The following is a 20,473-nucleotide window of genomic DNA, read 5'->3' as shown; positions in this document are numbered from 1 at the left end:
CTGTCTACTCCCCTTTAATTACTTCTGCTTTTTCTTTGATTTTTTCTGGAATCGTGATCCCTAGTTCTTTCGCTTTTTCTTCGTTGATGATCATATCGCCGTAATCAATCACGTTGACTGGTGTCGTTGCAGGTTTTGATTTGCCGCTTAAAACATCTGCCGCCATTTTTCCAGATTCAACACCTAATTCAAATTGGTTTTGACCGACTGTTGCAATACCGCCCTCTTTTACCATGTTATCAACAGAAACGAAAACGGGCTTTTTCGCTTTGTCTGATTCATTGATCATCGTTTGGAAAGCACTGGCAATCGTGTTGTCTTGTGGAATGTATAAATAGTCGGTTTCTTGACAAGCTTGTTGTGTAATTTGAGCAATATCATTACTTGAGCTGATCGCGTATTTTTTTACTGTTAGTCCATCTTTGACTGCACGTTTTTCCGCTCGATCGATTTGTGATTTAGAATTTTCTTCTGAAGATGAATAGATCATACCGACTGTTTTCGCCTCTGGAAACATTTCCATCGCCATATCTAATTGCTGATCAACCGGTGTTAAATTATTGACTCCAGTGATATTTCCACCTGGCTTCTCAAGGTCTGTTACGAGGCCTGCACCGATCGGATCGCTGATGGCTGACATAATGATCGGTGTATCGCTGGTTGCATTCGCTAATGCTTTAGCAGCGGGTGTTGCAACTCCGACCAAAACATCGGATTTTTTTTCTAATAATTGCTGACTCATACTGTTTAACTTGCTTTGGTCCCCTTGACCGTTTAAAAATTCGATTTTGATATTTTTACCGTCTTCATAGCCTTCATCTTTTAAGCCTTTGATCACTCCGTCTTTGATTTGATCTAACGATGGATGACTGATGAATTGTAAAATCCCGACTGTTTTTAGTTCTTCTTTCGTATCTGTCGCAGCTCCCGTTTGACGTGATCCCATTTGATAAGCAAAAACCCCGATTAATACAACTGCTAATGCGATGATTGATCCAATAATCCCTTTATTTTTCATGATAAATTCCTCCGATTTTTGTTTTTTAATATATGCTTTTTCGATTTGCTAGTTGATTTAGAAAACAATAAAGGACAACTACCTAAATATTTAACGGTAGTTGTCCTCGAAAAAAACAAAAACCGCATAGATGGTCTCTATGCGGGAATAAGCATGAAAAAATATCCAGCATAGATACAAGATTTAGAAGTTGTCTAAACGTTGTATCTATGAGTGAATTCATAAATACAACTTATCTACGCCAGTTTTGCCAGCTATTTAATTGATTAGATAAGTTTGCGTTGTTCATGAATGTCACTCCTTTTTAATGTTGAGGTTAGTTTAGCGGAAAAAAAATCAGGTGTCAACTCTTTTTATTAAAAAATGCTCATTTATTTTATTCGAAATCTCATTTTAGTTTTTTAGCTTCCACATCGGCAATCGATTTAACTCAGGAATGAACTCATGATTTAAATCCTTTAGACTCTCCACCACAAAGCGATTTTTTTCTTTGCCATTGTGGAAGAAAATAAAGGTTACCTGCCTTGGATCTAGCTGATATTTTTCAGCAATCGTTTCACTGTCGTAGACGATTGGGTAATAGTAAAATTGCCGGTTCAGCATAGGATTTTGATCGGGATCATCAAGAATCGTCATGACATTGTTAAAGGATGTTCCGTCTGGCTGACTAAACATAATGGATATGGCTTTGGTCTCTTTTATTTTTTGATCCACCTTTTGATATTCAAGTGGAATAAGATGGTCTGATTTTAAAGAATCAAAAACGAGTTCGTTTAGTTGGTCTTGTCGAATCACCTTTTGTGCAAAAGCTGCAAAAGTTGAAAAGACGATCGCGAAGACGACTAAGCTGGCTGCAATTAATAAGGATCGGCGTTCATTTTCTGAGACAACAATAATAAATTTACGCCAAAAAATAAGGATTTTCTCTTTAACTATTGCTAAATATCTTTCCATAATAACGCCTCCTCACTTATCATTATATTATTTTTATCTTAAGAGCGCTACCACCAGCGATCAATTTAGATTTTTTGGCGTATATGCGTTAAAAAATCTGTTCTATATTGGATTGTGAGCGTTTTATTTTAATGCTATTATAATAATAACAACTTATTTCGAGGAGGTTTTAAGATGAGCAGTATTGAACATTTTTCGCACAAGGATATCAATAAGAAGAATCGACTTTTTTCGAATATTCGCAGTGTGATCGAGACAGCTTTTTATGGGAATAATGTGACGCGGATTCGTCACCTAACGGATGCCTATGCATTAGCAAAGTCTAGCCCGGGAACGATCACCACTGATCTTGATGTCGCTTATACCAGTCGTTTACAGCTGCCTACGGATGCCAAGGTTTTGGTCACCAATGATGGTCAAATCGTCGGTCGAACTGCCGCAGCACGGCGAATCATCGGGCAGCAAGGTATTGATGCAGATTTTTACAGCGAGCTTTTACGGGAAGCTGTTTTTCAGGCGCGGTCGAAAAAATTCTATTCAGGCGAAGTCATTGTTGGCCTAGATGAAGAATTTACGGTCAAATCCCATTTGATGATTCCTGCCGATTATAGTCCGAACCTCTACTCTTATTTATTGAACTTTCAAATCGGCGATGCCAAACATCTTTTCTATCAGCAATCGGACGAGATTCATACAGGTGATATCTTTATCTTTGCTGATCCAGATTGGGAGCATCCTGATTTTCCTGATGGCGTGGTGGTGATTGACCCACTGCATAATTGTGCAGCAATTCTTGGTCTGCGTTATTTTGGCGAGTTGAAGAAAGCGACGTTGACACTTGCTTGGGCCACTGCTCATCGCAATGGTTTTATCGCTTGTCATGGCGGTATGAAGCAGTATCTATTAGAAGATAAAAAATACACGATGGCGGCTTTTGGATTGTCTGGATCAGGTAAGTCAACGATCACTTTAGCCAAACCAAAAAATAAAGGCGAAGTCCATGTTTTGCATGACGACGCGTTTGTCATCTCGAAGGACAAAGGCTCGACCACTGCGCTAGAACCGGCTTATTTTGACAAAACACAGGATTATCCAATGTCTAGTGAACAGATCAAATATATTGTTACGGCACAAAATGTTGGTGTGACTTTAGATGAAGAAAACAAGAAAGTGCTGGTGACTGAAGATATCCGCAATGGAAATGGTCGCAGCATCAAGAGTCGCTACGCAACGCCTAACCGAGTCGATCATATTGATGAAAAAGTCGATGGTCTGTTTTGGATCATGAAGGATGATAGCCTTCCGCCAGTAATCAAAATCGAAGATCCTTCCCTCGCGGCTGTTTTCGGCGCCACATTGGCCACGAAACGTTCAACTGCTGAAAATGTTGTGGGTGAAGTAGCGGACCAATTGGTGATTGAGCCATTTGCGAACCCGTTCCGTTGCTATCCGTTACAGGAGGATTATCAGGATTTCAAAGACCTGTTCCAGAAGAAAAAGACTGATTGCTATATTTTGAACACCGGTGACTTTAAAGGACGGAAAGTAACACCAGAAGAGACTCTGGGAAGTATTGAAAAAATCATTGATGGTTCCGCGGAGTTTAAACCCTTTGGTCCGTTAAAAGAAATCAGTTACTTGCCGGTTAAAAAGCATGAGCCGGACTTTAATAGTCATCACTATTTGATTCACTTGATGACCCGACTTGAGACACGGTTAGCGTTTGTGCAGTCTCGTAAAACCTATCAGGGCGGCTATGACCGCTTGCCAAATGAAGCCGAACAATTACTTTTATATCTGCTGGATCAGCTTCATAACTACAAAGAAACGATTACAGTCTAAGCTTTTGCCAGTGACTTGCTTGGTCACTGGCGTTTTTTTGTTTATAATAGAACTATTATGAATAGAAATGAGGGATAAAAAATGTCCTTTGATGGTGTTTTTACCCATGCGATGGTACGAGAATTAAAGGATCAACTCGTGACTGGCAGAATCTCCAAGATCCACCAACCCTATGAAAATGAAGTTGTTTTGGTGATCCGTGCTCAAGGAAAGAATCGGCGTTTGCTGCTTTCCGCGCATCCAAGCTACGCGCGAATCCAATTAACTGAAATTGCTTATACAAATCCAGACAATCCGCCGAATTTTGTAATGATGCTGCGAAAGCACTTAGAAGGCGCGATTTTAGAAGATATTTATCAAGTCGAAAATGATCGTGTGGTTCACTTCACCTTCAGTAAACGTGATGAATTAGGTGATTTGCAAAGTATCGTCCTGATTGTTGAGCTTATGGGACGCCACTCAACGATTGTTCTGTTGAATAAGCAAACAGGAAAAATTCTGGATGCCATCAAGCACATTGGGCATTCACAAAATACCTACCGCTCCATCCTTCCCGGCAGCGAATATATTGAACCGCCGAAGCAAGAGCAGCTGAATCCATTTCACGCAACCAAGGAGCAAGTGTTCAAGATTCTTTCAACTGCCGAATCGTTGGATGGACGATATTTGCAGCAAAATTTCCAAGGTTTAGGACGAGACACCGCCGAGGAATTGGCTTATCGTATTGGCGAACGTCCAAATGAAAAAATGGTTATTTGGGCTGATTTTTGGGAAAAAGTTCAATCCGAACTTACACCGACGTTGGGACTCAAAAATAAAAAAGAATTCTTTGCACCGTTGGACTTTGAAACCTTCGAAGAAAGTACCGTATACGATAGTTTGAGCGCTTTGCTAGATGCCTTTTACGGAGAAAAAGCCGAAAAAGATCGCGTGAAGCAATTAGGAAATGACTTGATTCGCAAAGTTGAAAATGAGATCAAACGCAATCAGACAAAACTGGCTAAACGTGAAAAAACGTTAAGCGATTCTGAAAATGCCGAAGAATTCCGTCGCGATGGTGAATTACTGACCACCTTCATGGCACAGGTACCACGGGGAGCGGAAAGCATTGAATTACAGAATTATTATGAGGACAATGCGCCAATAACGATCAAATTGAATCCCGCATTAACCCCTAATCAAAACGCACAGAAGTACTTCCAGAAATACCAAAAGCTGAAAAATGCGGTCAAATTGATTTACGATCAAATTGCTGAGGCTAAAGACGAAATTGCCTACCTCGAATCCGTCCTAGCTCAATTAGAAATCGCTGGGCCGATGGATATTGAAGTCATCAAAGAAGAGTTGATTGCCAGCGGCTACTTAAAGAAAAAACGCAGCAAGAAAAATCGCAAGCAGGCTCCTTCTAAACCAGAACGCTTTGTTGCGAGTGATGGAACAGAGATTTTCGTTGGAAAGAATAATCTGCAAAATGATCAATTGACCTTGAAGCAAGCGAGGAAAAGCGATATTTGGCTGCATGCCAAAAATATTCCTGGCTCTCACGTCATTGTAAAAGATGACACGCCTAGTGAAGAAACGTTACTGGAAGCTGCTGAGTTGGCAGCCTACTTCTCAAAATTCCGGCAATCGGCACAGGTCCCGGTTGATTATGTCGCAGTTAAACATGTTCATAAACCGAATGGTGCTAAACCGGGATTCGTGATTTATGAAAATCAAAAAACGTTGTTCGTAACACCAGAAGAATCAGTTATTGAGCAATTACGAAAAAATGGAATAGCCTAATCTGGCTGCTCCATTTTTTTGTCCTAGTCTTTTGTCAATTTCGTACGAATTTTGACCCCTAATATATCTAAGAAGAAGTTGAAAATCGGAATACCGACAATCAATCCCCATACGCCCAAAAATTTTTCACTGACTAATAAAATAACGAAAGTATAAAAAATCGGCAGCTTTGTCCGACTCGACATAAACTTCGGATTTAAAATGTAGGCTTCAATACAATGAACCACCACAATCAAAATCAATACGTAAATGACGGTCTGAATCCCTCCTGTTGAATAAGCAATCAGCGTTAACGGAATACAAGAAAAAATCACTCCAGCAACAGGGATTAAGCTCAAGAAAAAGATCATGATCGCTAGTGTCGGCAATTGTGTAAAACCAATCAGACCTAGACCAACTGTGGTAATTACTGTATTGACGATCGCAATCAGTAATTGAACCTCTACGACAACACCAAATGTTTCAACGAAGACTCTGGCAAAGTAAAACAAATCCTGGAAAAACCACGCATAATTACTACTCAAAAAATTCTTTGAAAACAGGATCGTTTTCTCTTTTTCTACCATGAAGAAAAAGCTCAATATAAACGAGACAATAAAAGCGATGGCTAAGCGACCAACATTTTGCAATTGTTCCAAAATGATTCCAGCACCGCTTTCAACCTTATCCTGCCAGTTATGATTCTTAAAATAACTAGAAATGAAGTTCGTTACGACGTCAGAATTGAATTCTTTATGCTGATAGAAATGAACGATTGAATTATAGGTCGAGACGACTTGATCAATCAAAATGGTTGAATACCTAGAGATCAAAAGATATAGCAACCACAATTCAAACAGATAAAGAATGGTCGCCAGCAAGAATGTCGGTGCCTTAATATAGCGTTGAACAAATTTGACGATTTTGACCGAAATCAACGTGAAAATGAACGTTAACAAGATCGGTGTCATAAAATCTCTAATCATAAATAGAACAAAAATAATCATTGCCAAGACGGTGAATCTTCGTAGACGAAGATTACCTATAAAGTTTTCATACATACAAAACCCTCTTATTCATTTAAATGTGTTTATTTTTCAAAGCTGAATGCTATCATTTTGAAAAACTACTGAAAATACTATACCATTAAACAGCTTTTTCAGCTTCTAATATACTTTTCAATAGATAACTGGGGGAGATTTCTCTGTTACTTGGCGCCTTTTTTGAAGTACAAAAAAAGACCGGTAGAATTACTTCTACCAGTCTCGAAAATAACTTATACTACTGACTTTGCCAATCAGCGGGATAGGTAACATAGATGAATCGTGCATTTCCAGTTACTGAAAACTTTATGCTGCTGCTTTTAGGGATAAAAATGATTTCTCCAGCTTTAGCAGATATTGTCCTGCCATCAATAACTACGTCTAATTGACCAGAGATAATATAATCCACTTCATCGTATTCTAAAGTCCAATCAAATGTAGTATCTTTCATTACCATTAATCCGCAACCCAGACGAGGGCTTTCTTGAAGAGACACTAGGTCTTTTGTATAAACGATGTCTGCGGGATTACCTGTGTCTAAACGATCCTCTTCTGCTACTTCAATTTCTGGTAATGCAATGGATAAAATGCCGCTTGGATCGACATTTTTTGTTGGCATCAAATTTTCCATTACTAATTTTCGGATCAATTTTTCGAGCATTTCTTGATTCATTTCTGTCATTGTTTACCCCTCCTTCTTGCCTAACACACGATTTGCCATGAACATCCCTACAAAAATAGCGGTGACACCAGCCACCAATTTGCCTACCATCATTGGAAAAATCATTTCTTTTGCAACACCTGCTGTAAACCCAAGATGATCTCCTAGCACAAAGGCAGCGGAAACGGCAAATGCCACATTGATAATTTTTCCTCTTTGATCCATATCTTTCATCATTTGGAACATCGGGATACTATTGGCTAAAGTAGCGACTAAACCTGCTGCTGCCACCTCGTTCATACCCATGGCTTCTCCCAATTTTAATAAGGGTTTACTAAAGACTTTAGTAATAACTGCTACTAAACAAAACGCTCCAGATAGAGTCAAAGCGATCCCACCGACTACTTCAATCCCTTCTGTAACTGGAGTAATTCCTTTGATAACGGTAATACCGACCAATTGTTGGATGGCGCCAATAACCAATCCGAAGATCGCTGCCGCTACTACGCCTTTTCCAAAAATTGTGAATCCCTTGATCATCCCTTTTGGTGCAAACCATAGACCAATCATGATTAATACTGCGAAAATTACAATTGGGATCAAGTTGACTAAAATCATTCCGATCGGCATCCCCGCAGCTAGACCACCAGCCAAACACCCAATTGGAATTGTTACCATACCGCTTAATACACCAGTAGCTAAAAATTGTTGATCTTCTTTTTCAATGATTCCTAAAGCAACTGGAATGGTGAATACGATCGTTGGCCCCATCATGGCTCCTAGGATTGTTCCTGCAAAAAGCCCCGCTTGTGGATCAACAGCCATCTGTTGTGCTAAAGCGAAACCACCCATATCATTTGCTAAAATAGTTGTCGCGAACATCGATGGATCAGCACCAAGCATACTGTATAAAGGAACGACAATTGGGCTCAATAAATTTGCCAAAATGGGGGCTAAGGTGATGATCCCAACCATTGATAATGCCAGCGAACCCATCGCCATGATTCCTTCTTCAAACTGTTCCCCTAATCCTAACTTCCCACCGATTACATGATCGACCGCACCAATGATCATGAAGATAACCATGATATACATAATTATTTCATTTATACTCATTCTCATCTCTCCTTGAATTATTTGTCTCCACCGAATCAACCACTCCAACAATCATGGCATCTATCGGGATTCCTTCATTTTCCGCGGAAATTCTTGCTGCCATTCCCTGCGTAATCAATACGAGGTCGCCAATTCCTGCTCCTGCATTGTCTGCGGCAACTAGTAGTCCCTCTGCTTGTTCTAAGTTCATATTCCAAGTTTTTACCAGCATAAATTTAGAGCCATTTAATTTTTCATCTTTCCGTGTTGCCCATAAACTTCCTGTCACTTTTCCCAGCAGCATCCGCTTCTCCCCCAATCTGAATATTCATCTCTTGAACATAATCTTCAGCCAGAGGTGTCAACCGGCTGCCATCAGGAATGACTAGAGAGTTCGTTTCTTTAGTCAATTCAATTAAATCTTTTTGTGTTAAGTATTTCGCTCGCTTGAAGAGACTGTCTTTGCTTTTTTGCTTGTGTATCAATTGATCGATTTTATCGATAGAAAATTCAAAGTCTAGACCAAATTGAACGGTTTCTTCTTTTATTGCATCATATTTCTTTAATAACGCGAATTTCGCTTGTTTTTTCAATTTATTGCGATCGACTTCACTAGCCAGTACCCAAACTGGTTTTCCCTTTATTAAAAACTGAAGAATCACTGCAGTTGTAGGATCAATCACCTGAAGATTGGCAATAGCTGCAAGCTGCGATAAGGATAATGAATTGACTAGAAGGGCACTTGCTGTAGGAGCATCAGTCTGTACCCAGTTCACTTTCGTGGAAAAACCTTCGATGACTGCTTTTGGGTACTCGCCAATTTGCCGAAGCAAAGCAATTGAAATAGTTCCGTTCTTTGTAGGAAGGCGAACGGATTTTAGAACTTCCTGCGTTACTTTTTCAATGATAATTTCGATTTCATTTATCTTCATTACTGGCAATCTCCTATTTTACTATCACTCCCGTAACACCTTTTTTATATCCACAAGCGTTTGCCTCGTCATAATCGATATGCATAGCTGTAGCAAAATTTGGACTGATCCGAATTACTACGTCATCAAAAATTAAGGAGCGCTCACTATTTATTCTGACCTTGACGATTTCCTTATTTAAGACCTGTTGTTTTTTAGCATCCTCTGGTGTCAGATGGATATGTCTTTTAGCAACAATCAAACCTTTGGTTAATTGAACGACCTGATCCCCGTTTAACACGGTGATGCCGGGTGTTTCTTCAATCTTGCTGCTTTCTCGAATCGGTGCATCAATTCCTAAACTTCGTGCATCGGTTAATGAAACCTCCACCTGGGATTCGCTTCGTTCAGGTCCTAGAATCACAACATTTTGGAACATTCCCTTTGGTCCAGCGATGGTCACTCGCTCTTTGCAAGCAAACTGCCCAGGCTGAGACAGTTTTTTTACCTCAGTAAGCTGATATCCTTCTCCAAAAAGCTGATCGATATGAGCTCTTGAGAGATGGACATGTCTTCCCGATGCTTCTACCGGAATTTGCGACTGTTGTGTTTCCTTTATTTTTTTAACAATTTCATCGACAAGTGCATCATATTGCTTCACATTTTAGCCTCCTTCATTCAAGAATATTTTTATTGGAACTCAAAAGCGCTGTGAAAGGCACTACGCTTTTGAGTAAAATTATTCATGTGTTTGTTAGGAGACTTACTCTTGAATCATTTTTGGTAGAATTGCATCAACTTCGGTATGAGGACGTGGAATGACATGAACAGACAGTAGTTCTCCTACTCGCTCTGCCGCAGCGGCTCCTGCATCGGTGGCTGCTTTTACCGCACCTACATCGCCGCGAACCATGACTGTCACCAATCCGCCACCAACCTGCTCTTTGCCCATCAATGTTACGTTTGCTGCCTTCACCATAGCATCTGCTGCTTCTACTGCACCTACTAATCCTTTTGTTTCGATCATTCCTAAAGCGTTTGTACTAGACATTATTATTTCCTCCTAAAAGTTTATTGTTAAAATTTTTTCAAATTATTGTAACCTTGCTAAAATTTGTGACACTAACGTATTAATTAATTCTTCGTTAGCTGTTATTGGGGTTGCTTCCTCATTTGTCGCCGTTTCATTACTACGAATCTCTTCTAACTCTGTGGTTCCATAAGCAACCCGTCTTAAATTGAAAAGATGCTGCGGGCCAATGTTATCAGATGTTGAGCTTCCTCCGATGCTACCGCAGCCTAGTGTGAGAGCGGGTACTAGATTGGTTGTTCCGCCGATACCGCCTAGCGCTGCTGGCGTATTCACTAATAAACGCGAGACGGGTTTTTCTAAGCCAAAAGCCTGAATAACCTTCCTGTTTTCGGTGTGAATAACCATCGTATGTCCGGCGCCTTCTTCTTTCAAAATTTCTTTTGAAAGATCGCAGGCGGCTTGCCAATTTTCAACGGTGTAAAAAGCGATGATCGGGGCTAATTTTTCTCTAGAGTATGGATATTTTGGTCCGACGTGTTTTTCGTTGGCTACGATTAAGCGGCAGCTCTTCGGAATAGTCAAACCTGAAAGCTCAGCGATATGTTGAACGGATTTTCCAACTATTTGCGGATTCATTGTTCCATTTGGTCGTAGAATAAATTTGGCTAGCTTTGCCGCTTCTTCCTCAGATAGAAAATGTGCTCCCTGTTGGACTAATTCAGCTCGAACCTCTTTTTCATTGGCCCTCTCCACAATAATCGACTGTTCAGACGCACAAATGGTTCCGTTGTCGAATGTTTTTGAATCCATAATTCGCTTGACTGCTAGCTTGATATCAGCGCTGCGTTCGATATAGGCTGGTCCATTTCCAGGCCCAACCCCAATTGCTGGTGTGCCAGAAGAATAGGCCGCTTTCACCATGGCGTTCCCACCGGTTGCTAGAATCAAATTTGTGTCTTTATTGACCATAAGTTCATGGGTTCCTTCCATGGTAGGCATGGTCATGACGGATACACAGGCTTTCGGAACACCTTCGTTTTCTAAAACTGTTTGGATGATTTTAACTGTCTCTATGATGCAGCCTAACGCATTAGGATGTGGTGAAAAAATAATACTATTGGCTGCCTTAAGAGCAATCAGGGCTTTATAGATCACGGTTGATGTAGGGTTGGTAGAAGGTATCAAACCGGCGATCACGCCTACTGGTACAGCTATTTCTGTGATTCTGTTTTCCACCTCTTCTTTAATCACGCCAACCGTTCTCAGATCCTTGATATATTCATAAACTGATTTTGAGGCAAAGCTATTTTTGATCACTTTATCTTGCCAAATGCCAAAACCAGTTTCCTGATTAGCCATTTTCGCTAGTTTTTCCCGTTGGTTATAGGTTTCTTCAGAAATAGCCTGACAGATACGATCAATTTGTTGCTGTGACAAGCCCGCTAGTATTTTTTGTGCTTTTTTGGCTTCGTGGATCAAATTTCTAACTTCTTGAATCGATTGTAAATCTTTGTCGATTAATCCCAATCACTTTCACTCCCCTCGGATTCAATTAAAATAGCCTTGATTAAGCTTTCTTTTGTTGCAAATTTTATTTCCTTTTTGGTCAGTGATCGAAGATTCATTTTATAGGCGATCGTTCGCAACTCGGTAACTTTTTTATCTGATAATTTTTTCTTCAACCCTTCATCTTCAGCATTTTCGCGGATAATAGGCCGTTCGGGAATCTTTTCTTCTATAGTGGTTGCTTCAGTAGTTTCTTCCTCATTTAATTCTTGATGAGTTGTTTCTTCTGGTATTTCTTCACTAATCTCATGAGAAGTTGTTTGTTCTGGGTGCCTCATCAAAGCCTTGGTTTGCTCATCTAAACGAGCAATTACATGACTAGACAAAAGGCAATTTAAAGTTTTTGCCATTTGTGTCGCCGCCTCTACCGCTGCATTTACCGCCGCTACATCGCCAGTTAATTGAATGGTCGTTATACCGCCTCGAATGACTTCCGCGTTATTCAACGTTACATTGGCCGCCTTGAGTGCTGTATCGGCAACACTAACCGCTCCTAAATATCCACGGACTTCAATCATTCCTAGTGCTGTCATCTTGTATCACATCCTTAATAATCCTTGGGATCGGCTGCTACATTTTGAACGGTTTGGGCGAAGGCGTTGCAGGCTGCTTTACAAGCTGATTGCGTACCAGATAACAAGGCGCCGCCGAAATTAGTTTCTGATGGTGGTCCATAAAAGACGCCCATTTTTACATCTGCTGCTTTAAGAGCTGCGTCTAAACCTAGCATCGCTTCTAGTGGTGGCGCGATCAAGTAAGCGATCGCTTCTCCTTCAGTGACGTTGGCTTCTTTGGATAGAAAACGGCCAGAACGTGAAATTACATGAGCAAAGTAAGGAATGCTATCATCATCATTGGCACTGATAAAGCTTGCCTCATTTTCGATGACTTGAATAGCGATGGCTAAGCCACTGCTCACTTCTGCTGGACTGGGACCAGCTAAGATCCCGATCACTTCACCCGCTAATCTTGTTGAAGCATTTCCAGCTCCTCCGTACATACTTTTAGCATAAACAACTTCGACTTCGGCAGCCTTCGTGGCTTCATCCAGTGCGACATAAGTCACATCATCGCAATCAGAAGTAATGATGCCCAATGATTTCATTCCTTTTGGCAGGTCAAACTGTTTTGCCAAGTCCTCGTCAGCATTGGCGATCATTTTTACACTTAGGACGTTTGCTCCTAAACGATCATTTCTCATTTCTTTCCCTCCTTCGGCTATTCCGCTTCCTTCAAATCAATTCCTGATTTCTTTTTCTGCAACATTTTATGGATCAGCTCGGCAATATAAGCACCCGCTTCAACAGCAGGAGTACCGCCTTTATGAATATTGGAAATCACCGTTCGGCGCGCTTCTGGCATTCCAACTGTCGGACGATAAGCGATATAAGCACTCATGGATTCCGCGGTTACCAAACCAGGTCGCTCTCCAACAAGCAAGCAAACAACCTCTGCTTCGGTTAATTCCGCAATTTTATCCATTGCGGGAACTCGGCAGTATTTAACAAATAGCACTTGGTCAAAATCCAGATCATACATTTTCAAGCCTTGTTTAATAGACGGGAGAATTTCTTTGACGTTGGCTTCTATTGCCGCTGAGCTAAGTCCATCACCAACGACAATTTGTAATTTAGCACCTTTTTGGCATTTGTCTTTGATCAGTACGCAGTTGGTTTCATCGAAAACTCGACCATAATCTGGTCTGGTTAAATACTCATCTTTACTTTGGCAAATGGTTTGAGTCGGAATTAAGTTCAACTCTTTAATTAATTCCTCTGAAACATCTGAAAACACTGCATCTTGTGCGGCAGCATGATCTGCTCGAAAGCGCAAGACGGATTGAGTCATATAGCGTTGTCCCGCACGACCGACGCCGATGCGTGCCGGCGTAAAGGATTTCATTTTCAAATAGCCATCCGCATCATTTGGTTCAGTCACTAACAGTTGTTTTCTTAAATCGACTTCCGTAATGTCCGCGATACTACAGTTCTCATCGACGTTTTCGGATACTTTATCATTGGCTGCTTCCATAACATTTTTAGTTGCTACTGCCGTATTTCCTTGCTGATCCACTAAATCGGTTAAAATTGATTCCACCATTTTCTTGATATCTTGTTCGTTCATTTTCTTCACCCTCTCTTATTTAAGAAATAATGAGGCATCGCCAGCTCGTTGAGTCAGCTTGCCATTTTCCATAATGCCCATTTTTTCCAACCATTCTTCAAACTCCTTGATTGGTCTTAAATTGAACATTTCGCGTATCGTCGCTGTTTCATGGAAGCCGGTGGTTTGGTAATTCAGCATGACATCATCACCGTGGGGAATGCCCATGATATACGTACAGCCTGCTGCAGCCAGTAGGACGGTAAGATTTTCCATGTCGTTTTGATCTGCCTTCATGTGATTGGTGTAACAGACATCACAGCCCATTGAGATGCCCGTTAGCTTACCCATAAAGTGATCTTCAAGACCTGCTCGAATAACCTGTTTGGAGTCATAAAGATATTCTGGCCCAATAAAGCCTACAACGGTGTTGACAATAAATGGGTCATATTTTTTAGCAAAACCGTAACAGCGAGCTTCCATCGTAACCTGATCTGCTCCGAAATTGGCTTCTGAGGAAAGTTCAGAACCTTGTCCTGTTTCAAAATACATTACGTTTGGCCCTACCGCTTGTCCCTGTTGTAAAACTAAATCTCGTGCTTCTTGAATTAAACCGCCGCTAATTCCAAAGGCCGTGTTGCCCTTTTCTGAACCAGCAATTGATTGGAAGACTAGTCCTGTTGGGGCCCCTTGGCGAATTGCCTCCATTTGTGTCGTTACATGGGCGAGCACACAGGTCTGTGTCGGAATGTCCCATTCACTTCTGAATTCTTCAAACTTATTAAGAATTCGCACGACACTTTCAGTTGAATCATCTACGGGATTTAGACCGATAACGGCATCACCAACACCGTATGACAAACCTTCCATGACCGATGCCATGATTCCATCCACATTATCAGTAGGATGATTCGGTTGCAGACGAGCGGAAAATGTTCCTGTTTTTCCGATGGTGGTATTCGCAGTCTTTTGGACTTTGATTTTCTTGGCACCGACAATCAAATCCATATTCGACATTAACTTACAAACCGCTGCTATCATTTCAGCTGTCAAGCCTCTGGATATTCGTTTAATCTCAAAATCGCCTGTTTTGTCAGACAGAATCCATTCCCTAAGCTCCTCCACGGTCCAGTGTTTAATTGAATCAAAAATCTTAAGATTGACTTGATCAACGATAATTCTCGTTACCTCATCTTCATCGTAATCAACTACTGGATGATTAAATAAATCCTCTAAAGTTAATTGCGCAAGAACTACTTTAGCGGCAATTCGTTCCTCGGAGCTCTCAGCCGCTACTCCTGCCAGCTTATCGCCGGATTTTTCTTCATTGGCTTTGGCGAGAACTTCCTTGACGCTTCGAAACTGATAAGTCTTACCAAAAAGCATGGTTTTCAAAATCATTTCTATTTCACTCCTTTTAATTAAATACTAGTGTTTTAACAATCACTGGCAGAACCGCTCCACCAGCCACTGGTTTTCCAATATCAATATAATCGCCGTTTTCAACTAGGATTGAATCCAGACAGACAAATGGATAATTCCTTGGCAGCTGGGCAAAGAGACTATGCCCTAAAGCTTTAGCCATATCTTCTTTAACAAGTACAATCAAGGGGAATTTTTCATCAATCAATGGCTTCAATCCTTTAACAATTCCGGCTGCGTATCTTTGAATTTCGATAAAACTGGGGTTCTTTTTCCCTTCAATAGCTAGAACGATTTGCGACAAATCGTCTTCCAACCGATGCCAGTTCAGCTTTTCCGTAATTTGAAACGCCATTTGTTCTGTGTCTTGTGTCTCATCATTTTTTGAAAGCTTCAGAATCGGTAAATTTTTTAATGGCAATAACTTTTCTGTATAAGAAATGGTACTTCCGCTCACCTCAGCAGTATGAGAACCAGCTCCGACGACCGTTGCTCGAATCGTTTCTTCAGAAGGCAAGACATCCAGCTCTGAAAATAATCTGGATTCTTTTAATTGCTGGCCTAGTAACAAACCGATATCTCCGTATTTGAAGCAATCCTTTTCCTGACTTTCAAGACAATCTGCGACTCCGCCTGAAAATGTTAGAGAGGTAAGATCGTAATCCAGCTTTAATCCATGGTTGGTCATCAGCAAATCATAATAGACACTTTTTTCTCCTATTCCCACGCTGTTTTCAAGAACGGTTACTAACTCTGCAACAATCTTTTGGAGCTCTTGCTTTTCCGCTGCTTTCCCCTCTTCTATCAAAAGCTTTTGTTCTTTGATAATTTGTTTGAGCTTTGGTGAGATATATTGGATGGTCTGTGTTTTTGGGTCTATTTTGATTAAGCGACCGCCAATATCAAAGCAAGCTGTATCTAACGTATCTCCGTCTCTAAAGGCTGCTAAATTTGTGGTTCCTCCACCAATATCTAAGTTGACAATGGTTCCTTTGTACTGCTTCGATAACTTCTCCGTTCCTGCTCCTTTTCCTGCAATAATGCTTTCCAAATCCGGTCCAGCAGTGGCTACTACGAAGTCCCCGGCGTAACCGCTGAGTGCCTTCAACACTTTACTAGCATTTGTCTTCCTCGCCGTCTCACCTGTAATAATGACAGCACCCATTTGAATATCGCCTTTTTCGATTTCGGCCTGTTTGTATTGTTCGGTCACGAATCGTTTGATGGGTTCATCATCGATTTCCTTTTGATTCATCAGAGGTGTAAAAATAATCTCACTACGATAAATGACTTTCTTCTCAGAAATCGTAATTCTGGGAACTGAGAAGGCAGATGCGTAATTTTCGATTGTCAGCTCCGACAAGACTAGCTGAGTAGTTGATGTTCCTAAGTCGATGCCAACGGTTAACATTTTTTCTTTTCCCAAAACCTAGCCTCCTGTCAAAACATAAAAAAGACGCTTAAAAAAGAGAAAATTTCTTTCCACTTTCTTAAGCGTCTTTGCTTAATTTTTAAACAACGTCAATGTTGTCATTTTCAAAGGTGAAACAGACTTTTGTACCGTTTCTCCCCGATTCAATTTTTATCTTGCCTTTTAATTTATCCTTTACATAGCTTGTGATGATCATTAGGCCGAGACTGTCGCCGTGATCCGCCTTTGGATCGAAGCCCTTCCCGTTATCCTCGACTGTGATGGAGATTAAACTCTTCTCCTTTATTCCAGTAATTGTTACTTGCCCCGATTGATTTGGTTCAAAAGCATGATCGAATACATTTTGCAGCAATTCATTCACGATCAAAGAGATGGTCACCATTTCATCACTTAGAACCTGAATCTCTTGGTCGATGTCTAAAGTCAAATCAATTTCTCGCTCTGACGAACTTTGGATGATATGGCGGAAATTGAAAACAACTGCCTCCAGGGTTTGATACAGCGAAACTTGATCTTCAACCTGCTTAGAAAGTAATTCGTGAGAAGCCGCAATGGCCATAATCCTTGAAACGCTCTCCCGAAGAATTTTTTTGGCTTCTGAACTGCTAGTTCTTCTTTCTTGAATCCTTAATAAAGAGACGATCGACTGTAAATTATTCTTTACACGATGATGGATTTCTCTGATAACAACCGATTTGGAAATGATCTCTGCCTCTTTGCTTTTGACATCGGTATTATCTTGGATAATGACTAGTAATTTTCCACCTTTTTCCACCCAGATCTTCTTAATGATAAAATAATAGCTCAGATAAGCTGTTTCGTTTTCAATCGGTTGATTGGAATCTTGTCGACCGATTTGATACATGATGTAGTCAAAGGTCGTATAATCAAGAGTCAAATTGTCGTAATGCATATTCTTGATTCGGTCTTTGTAGCCCAGCCTACGATATAGGTTTTTCGCTTCTTTATTGCTAGAGATCAAAAATCCATACTTATCATAAACGAGGATTGCCTCGGGCAGTTGATTGACGAAGGATTGGTCTAAGTGACTTAGAGTCTCTGATGACGGAAGCTTATCGGAAAGTCGCTCATTGCTTTCTTTTTTATCGTCTTCGGTCACACCTTTTTCCAGAATGATCACGCCGATCGTCTTTCCGTTATTTTTGATTGGAAAAACCGATTGCTGAATCAAAATATTTTCCTGGCTAACGGCCATGAGCTTCACCGAATTTAGACCCGTTTCTAAGGTTCTTAATGCCCCCGGTTCATTTTTTAACAGTGCATCTTCGCCGACAATATCGCGTTTGTATAAGGATTCTTTGGTCTTTGGCCGCTTGTGATAAATCACCAACGCTTCCTTTTTCATTTCGTTATAAACATCGATGAACACATCAATGTCTTCGTAATGAGGATTCTTTTCAACTTGCTGAGCTGAATGAAGCAATGCTTCTATGTCGTCAGGGGAAAGTGAGGTATACTCCTGACAAAGTTGGATCATTCCAGCATTACTCATCGTTTATCACGATCAATTCAGCAATTTCACTCATTGGACAACGCTTGTCCATGCTTAACTTACGAATCGTTTGGTAGGCTTCGGCTTCGGATAAGCCATTTTCTTTACTCAAAATGCCTTTTGCTTTTTCAATGATTTTTCTTTCATCTAGTTTTGTCTTTAATTTTTCAACCTGCTTGATTAAATCTTGAGTTTCCTTACCACGAGCAATACTCATTTCCAACGTTGGGATCAATGATTTTTCATCTAAGGGTTTTACCAGATAGCCGATTGCACCAAGGTTCTTTGCTTTTGTCGTATTTTCAACATCACTGTATGCTGATAGGAACACAATGCTACTGGCTGTATTGTCCTGAATAATTTTCTTTCCTGCTTTTAGTCCATCCAAAACGGGCATTTGAATATCCATTAGAACAACATCTGGGCGCGTTTTTTTACAAATCTCTATGACCTCAAAACCATCTGCTGCTTCGCCAACGACTTCGTAGCCCGCTCCTTGTAAAATATCGCGAATATCAAATCTTGTAATTGGCTCATCATCGACTATTACAACTCTTCCATTCATCCCTTCACATCCTTACACTTTTTCAAGAATCCGCCTACTTTATTTTGTAGTAAAAATAATCTCTAGTGATCGATCTAACAAACCTCATTAAAAAGTACGCGTAAATTCTTATTGTACTTCAACAAGTGCTCCTCATAAGAGATAAAAAGCAAATAAAGTAGACATAAAAAGCTCCCAAATAAAAAACAATAACAAAATGTCTGTTTTCTATCAAGGAGCTTCATTGCTCTTAAATTTTGGGAGCACCTCGTTGTGCTAGTTCGATTATAGGGTAGTTTGAAAGGGCTGTCAATGCTTTTATAAAATCTCTTGAATGATCGTTTCGATGTCTTGGATAGACGGCACAACAGGATTTGTTTTTGTACAGGCATCATTTATTGCAGCTTCGGAAATTGCTGGTATTGCTTGTTCAACTTCTCTCTTGTTAAGGCCAAATTCTGAGAGTGTTGCTGGCATTTTCAAGCTGTTCCGCAACTGAATAATTTGACGAATCAGCGTGTTCACACCCATACGCGGATTATTTGTTGATGCACCTAAGCATTTAGCTAGTTTTAAATATTTCACTGCTGCCTTATTTTGGAGATGGCCTGCCTCATTTAAATCCGCATTGAACTGAATTACACTAGGTAATAAAATCCCGTTGATTCGACCATGAGGAATGTGCAAGCGAGCACCCGCGGCGTGAGCAATCCCGTGATTGATTCCTAATGATGTTTGATTAAAGGCGATACCAGCCAAACAAGATGCAAGATGCATCATTTCTCTTGCCTGTCGATCCTCGCCATTTTGGTAGGCCCTTTCCAAATAAGCAAAAACAAGTTTGATGGCTTTTTCACAATAAGCATCGGATAAAACAGTGGCCTTGATCGAGACATATGATTCGAGGATATGAGTTAAGACATCCATTCCTGTATCCGCAGTGATAGCAGGTGGTATTCCAATGACTAAGTTCGTATCTAAAATGGCGATATCCGGCTGAATTTCATCAGTAACTAGAGGAAATTTCGTTCCTCTTTCAGGAATCGTGATGATTGAAAAATTTGTTACCTCTGACCCCGTTCCGCTTGTCGTAGGGATCGCAATTAATTGATCGATCTTATTGGTTAACATTCGATTGGTGAAATATTTCATTGCTTTTGCTGCATCAATTGCTGATCCTCCGCCAATGGCCAGTATAATGTCTGCTTGAAAATCAACGATTTGCTTCACTCCACTGACAATCTTTTCAACTGGCGGATCTGGGACGATATCACTAAATATTAAATAGTCGTTTTGATCAATGTGGCGAACGATGTCATTAATCTCGCCATTTTCGATCAAAAAGGGATCTGCTACTAAAAAGATTCGTTTACTTTTTAGCTCCTTAAGCCCTTCAAGGACCTCTGCCCCCAGCCAGATCGTTGTCTTAAAATGAATTTTTTGCATACTATTCCTCCTCGTAATATATTTTTTAGAGTGATAAATCACTCCAGTTTTATTCTCTTGTTCTTTGATAATTTAATAACACTTTAGTTGCTTGGTGCTTGTGTGATGTTCTAGAATTGACTCCTG

20 protein-coding genes are annotated in these 20,473 nt (G+C 40.4%); 2 read left to right on the top strand and 18 right to left on the bottom strand.

Features of this window, described 5'->3' with window-relative positions; genetic code table 11:
- Nucleotides 1-4: 4 nt before the first annotated feature.
- Nucleotides 5-1,018, bottom strand: coding sequence for a tryptophan ABC transporter substrate-binding protein (gene trpX, locus KQI58_RS09635; protein WP_216408650.1), 1,014 nt, complete (start codon nucleotides 1,016-1,018; stop codon nucleotides 5-7).
- A gap of 393 nt (nucleotides 1,019-1,411) precedes the next feature.
- Nucleotides 1,412-1,972: a hypothetical protein gene (locus tag KQI58_RS09630; protein ID WP_216408648.1), complete on the bottom strand. Its 561-nt coding sequence runs from the start codon at nucleotides 1,970-1,972 to the stop codon at nucleotides 1,412-1,414.
- A 174-nt stretch (nucleotides 1,973-2,146) separates the two neighbouring features.
- Here KQI58_RS09630 and KQI58_RS09625 point away from each other — a divergent pair, with 174 nt between their 5' ends.
- Nucleotides 2,147-3,814, top strand: coding sequence for a phosphoenolpyruvate carboxykinase (ATP) (locus KQI58_RS09625; RefSeq protein ID WP_216408645.1), 1,668 nt, complete (start codon nucleotides 2,147-2,149; stop codon nucleotides 3,812-3,814).
- An 81-nt stretch (nucleotides 3,815-3,895) separates the two neighbouring features.
- Nucleotides 3,896-5,599 (top strand): fibronectin-binding protein EfbA, encoded by a 1,704-nt coding sequence (gene efbA, locus KQI58_RS09620; RefSeq protein WP_216408642.1) that lies wholly within the window; start codon nucleotides 3,896-3,898, stop codon nucleotides 5,597-5,599.
- Between the two features lie 23 nt (nucleotides 5,600-5,622).
- Here efbA and KQI58_RS09615 read toward each other — a convergent pair whose 3' ends face one another.
- The 16 genes from KQI58_RS09615 to KQI58_RS09540 form a co-directional block, all read right to left on the bottom strand.
- Entirely contained in the window at nucleotides 5,623-6,639 is a 1,017-nt protein-coding gene (locus tag KQI58_RS09615) for an AI-2E family transporter (protein WP_216408640.1), read from the bottom strand.
- Nucleotides 6,640-6,859: 220 nt separating this feature from the next.
- A complete protein-coding gene (locus tag KQI58_RS09610; RefSeq protein WP_216408638.1) occupies nucleotides 6,860-7,303 on the bottom strand; it encodes a cupin domain-containing protein in 444 nt (147 codons plus the stop codon).
- A 3-nt stretch (nucleotides 7,304-7,306) separates the two neighbouring features.
- Entirely contained in the window at nucleotides 7,307-8,398 is a 1,092-nt protein-coding gene (gene eutH, locus KQI58_RS09605) for an ethanolamine utilization protein EutH (RefSeq protein WP_118367998.1), read from the bottom strand.
- A complete protein-coding gene (locus tag KQI58_RS09600; RefSeq protein WP_127979090.1) occupies nucleotides 8,385-8,681 on the bottom strand; it encodes a EutN/CcmL family microcompartment protein in 297 nt (98 codons plus the stop codon). The genes eutH and KQI58_RS09600 overlap by 14 nt, the downstream gene beginning before the upstream one ends.
- Complete coding sequence (locus KQI58_RS09595) at nucleotides 8,632-9,309, bottom strand: ethanolamine utilization protein (protein ID WP_216408636.1); 678 nt, start codon at nucleotides 9,307-9,309, stop codon at nucleotides 8,632-8,634. Before KQI58_RS09595 ends, KQI58_RS09600 begins: the two co-directional genes overlap by 50 nt.
- 13 nt (nucleotides 9,310-9,322) lie before the next feature.
- Nucleotides 9,323-9,949, bottom strand: a complete 627-nt coding sequence (gene eutD / locus KQI58_RS09590) for an ethanolamine utilization phosphate acetyltransferase EutD (RefSeq protein ID WP_216408634.1) — start codon at nucleotides 9,947-9,949, stop codon at nucleotides 9,323-9,325.
- Between the two features lie 102 nt (nucleotides 9,950-10,051).
- Nucleotides 10,052-10,339 carry a BMC domain-containing protein gene (locus tag KQI58_RS09585; protein ID WP_216408632.1) on the bottom strand — a complete coding sequence of 96 codons (288 nt, stop codon included), beginning with the start codon at nucleotides 10,337-10,339 and terminating at the stop codon, nucleotides 10,052-10,054.
- A gap of 42 nt (nucleotides 10,340-10,381) precedes the next feature.
- Nucleotides 10,382-11,848 carry an acetaldehyde dehydrogenase (acetylating) gene (locus KQI58_RS09580; RefSeq protein ID WP_216408630.1) on the bottom strand — a complete coding sequence of 489 codons (1,467 nt, stop codon included), beginning with the start codon at nucleotides 11,846-11,848 and terminating at the stop codon, nucleotides 10,382-10,384.
- Complete coding sequence (locus KQI58_RS09575) at nucleotides 11,839-12,420, bottom strand: BMC domain-containing protein (RefSeq protein ID WP_216408628.1); 582 nt, start codon at nucleotides 12,418-12,420, stop codon at nucleotides 11,839-11,841. The genes KQI58_RS09580 and KQI58_RS09575 overlap by 10 nt, the downstream gene beginning before the upstream one ends.
- A 14-nt stretch (nucleotides 12,421-12,434) precedes the next feature.
- On the bottom strand, nucleotides 12,435-13,088 hold the full coding sequence (gene eutL / locus KQI58_RS09570; RefSeq protein ID WP_216408626.1) for an ethanolamine utilization microcompartment protein EutL: 654 nt from the start codon (nucleotides 13,086-13,088) through the stop codon (nucleotides 12,435-12,437).
- Nucleotides 13,089-13,105: 17 nt separating this feature from the next.
- Nucleotides 13,106-14,011 (bottom strand): ethanolamine ammonia-lyase subunit EutC, encoded by a 906-nt coding sequence (gene eutC / locus KQI58_RS09565; RefSeq protein ID WP_216408624.1) that lies wholly within the window; start codon nucleotides 14,009-14,011, stop codon nucleotides 13,106-13,108.
- A gap of 15 nt (nucleotides 14,012-14,026) precedes the next feature.
- Entirely contained in the window at nucleotides 14,027-15,391 is a 1,365-nt protein-coding gene (locus tag KQI58_RS09560; protein ID WP_216408622.1) for an ethanolamine ammonia-lyase subunit EutB, read from the bottom strand.
- A 16-nt stretch (nucleotides 15,392-15,407) separates the two neighbouring features.
- On the bottom strand, nucleotides 15,408-16,823 hold the full coding sequence (gene eutA, locus KQI58_RS09555) for an ethanolamine ammonia-lyase reactivating factor EutA (protein WP_216408797.1): 1,416 nt from the start codon (nucleotides 16,821-16,823) through the stop codon (nucleotides 15,408-15,410).
- Nucleotides 16,824-16,923: 100 nt separating this feature from the next.
- Nucleotides 16,924-18,357 carry a sensor histidine kinase gene (locus tag KQI58_RS09550; RefSeq protein WP_253295874.1) on the bottom strand — a complete coding sequence of 478 codons (1,434 nt, stop codon included), beginning with the start codon at nucleotides 18,355-18,357 and terminating at the stop codon, nucleotides 16,924-16,926.
- Complete coding sequence (locus KQI58_RS09545; RefSeq protein WP_016180218.1) at nucleotides 18,350-18,922, bottom strand: ANTAR domain-containing response regulator; 573 nt, start codon at nucleotides 18,920-18,922, stop codon at nucleotides 18,350-18,352. The genes KQI58_RS09550 and KQI58_RS09545 overlap by 8 nt, the downstream gene beginning before the upstream one ends.
- Nucleotides 18,923-19,219: 297 nt before the next feature.
- Nucleotides 19,220-20,347, bottom strand: coding sequence for a 1-propanol dehydrogenase PduQ (locus tag KQI58_RS09540; protein ID WP_216408621.1), 1,128 nt, complete (start codon nucleotides 20,345-20,347; stop codon nucleotides 19,220-19,222).
- Nucleotides 20,348-20,473 lie beyond the last annotated feature (126 nt).

The sequence above is a fragment of the Enterococcus raffinosus genome, from assembly GCF_018917525.1.
GTDB classification, from domain to species: domain Bacteria; phylum Bacillota; class Bacilli; order Lactobacillales; family Enterococcaceae; genus Enterococcus_A; species Enterococcus_A raffinosus_A.
The sequence above is the reverse complement of the archived record's forward strand: the minus strand, read 5'-3'. Positions and strand labels throughout refer to the sequence as shown.

What these genes read in the sequence shown, in the direction of transcription:
- KQI58_RS09610 (WP_216408638.1), bottom strand. Translation starts at nt 7,303, where the DNA reads ATGACAGAAATGAATCAAGAAATGCTCGAAAAATTGATCCGAAAATTA.
- KQI58_RS09545 (WP_016180218.1), bottom strand. Translation starts at nt 18,922, where the DNA reads ATGAATGGAAGAGTTGTAATAGTCGATGATGAGCCAATTACAAGATTT.
- KQI58_RS09600 (WP_127979090.1), bottom strand. Translation starts at nt 8,681, where the DNA reads ATGCTGCTGGGAAAAGTGACAGGAAGTTTATGGGCAACACGGAAAGAT.
- eutL (WP_216408626.1), bottom strand. Translation starts at nt 13,088, where the DNA reads ATGAGAAATGATCGTTTAGGAGCAAACGTCCTAAGTGTAAAAATGATC.
- eutA (WP_216408797.1), bottom strand. Translation starts at nt 16,823, where the DNA reads ATGTTAACCGTTGGCATCGACTTAGGAACATCAACTACTCAGCTAGTC.
- KQI58_RS09595 (WP_216408636.1), bottom strand. Translation starts at nt 9,309, where the DNA reads ATGAAGATAAATGAAATCGAAATTATCATTGAAAAAGTAACGCAGGAA.
- eutH (WP_118367998.1), bottom strand. Translation starts at nt 8,398, where the DNA reads ATGAGTATAAATGAAATAATTATGTATATCATGGTTATCTTCATGATC.
- KQI58_RS09540 (WP_216408621.1), bottom strand. Translation starts at nt 20,347, where the DNA reads ATGCAAAAAATTCATTTTAAGACAACGATCTGGCTGGGGGCAGAGGTC.
- KQI58_RS09575 (WP_216408628.1), bottom strand. Translation starts at nt 12,420, where the DNA reads ATGACAGCACTAGGAATGATTGAAGTCCGTGGATATTTAGGAGCGGTT.
- trpX (WP_216408650.1), bottom strand. Translation starts at nt 1,018, where the DNA reads ATGAAAAATAAAGGGATTATTGGATCAATCATCGCATTAGCAGTTGTA.
- KQI58_RS09615 (WP_216408640.1), bottom strand. Translation starts at nt 6,639, where the DNA reads ATGTATGAAAACTTTATAGGTAATCTTCGTCTACGAAGATTCACCGTC.
- KQI58_RS09550 (WP_253295874.1), bottom strand. Translation starts at nt 18,357, where the DNA reads ATGAGTAATGCTGGAATGATCCAACTTTGTCAGGAGTATACCTCACTT.
- eutC (WP_216408624.1), bottom strand. Translation starts at nt 14,011, where the DNA reads ATGAACGAACAAGATATCAAGAAAATGGTGGAATCAATTTTAACCGAT.
- KQI58_RS09630 (WP_216408648.1), bottom strand. Translation starts at nt 1,972, where the DNA reads ATGGAAAGATATTTAGCAATAGTTAAAGAGAAAATCCTTATTTTTTGG.
- KQI58_RS09585 (WP_216408632.1), bottom strand. Translation starts at nt 10,339, where the DNA reads ATGTCTAGTACAAACGCTTTAGGAATGATCGAAACAAAAGGATTAGTA.
- KQI58_RS09560 (WP_216408622.1), bottom strand. Translation starts at nt 15,391, where the DNA reads ATGATTTTGAAAACCATGCTTTTTGGTAAGACTTATCAGTTTCGAAGC.
- KQI58_RS09625 (WP_216408645.1), top strand. Translation starts at nt 2,147, where the DNA reads ATGAGCAGTATTGAACATTTTTCGCACAAGGATATCAATAAGAAGAAT.
- efbA (WP_216408642.1), top strand. Translation starts at nt 3,896, where the DNA reads ATGTCCTTTGATGGTGTTTTTACCCATGCGATGGTACGAGAATTAAAG.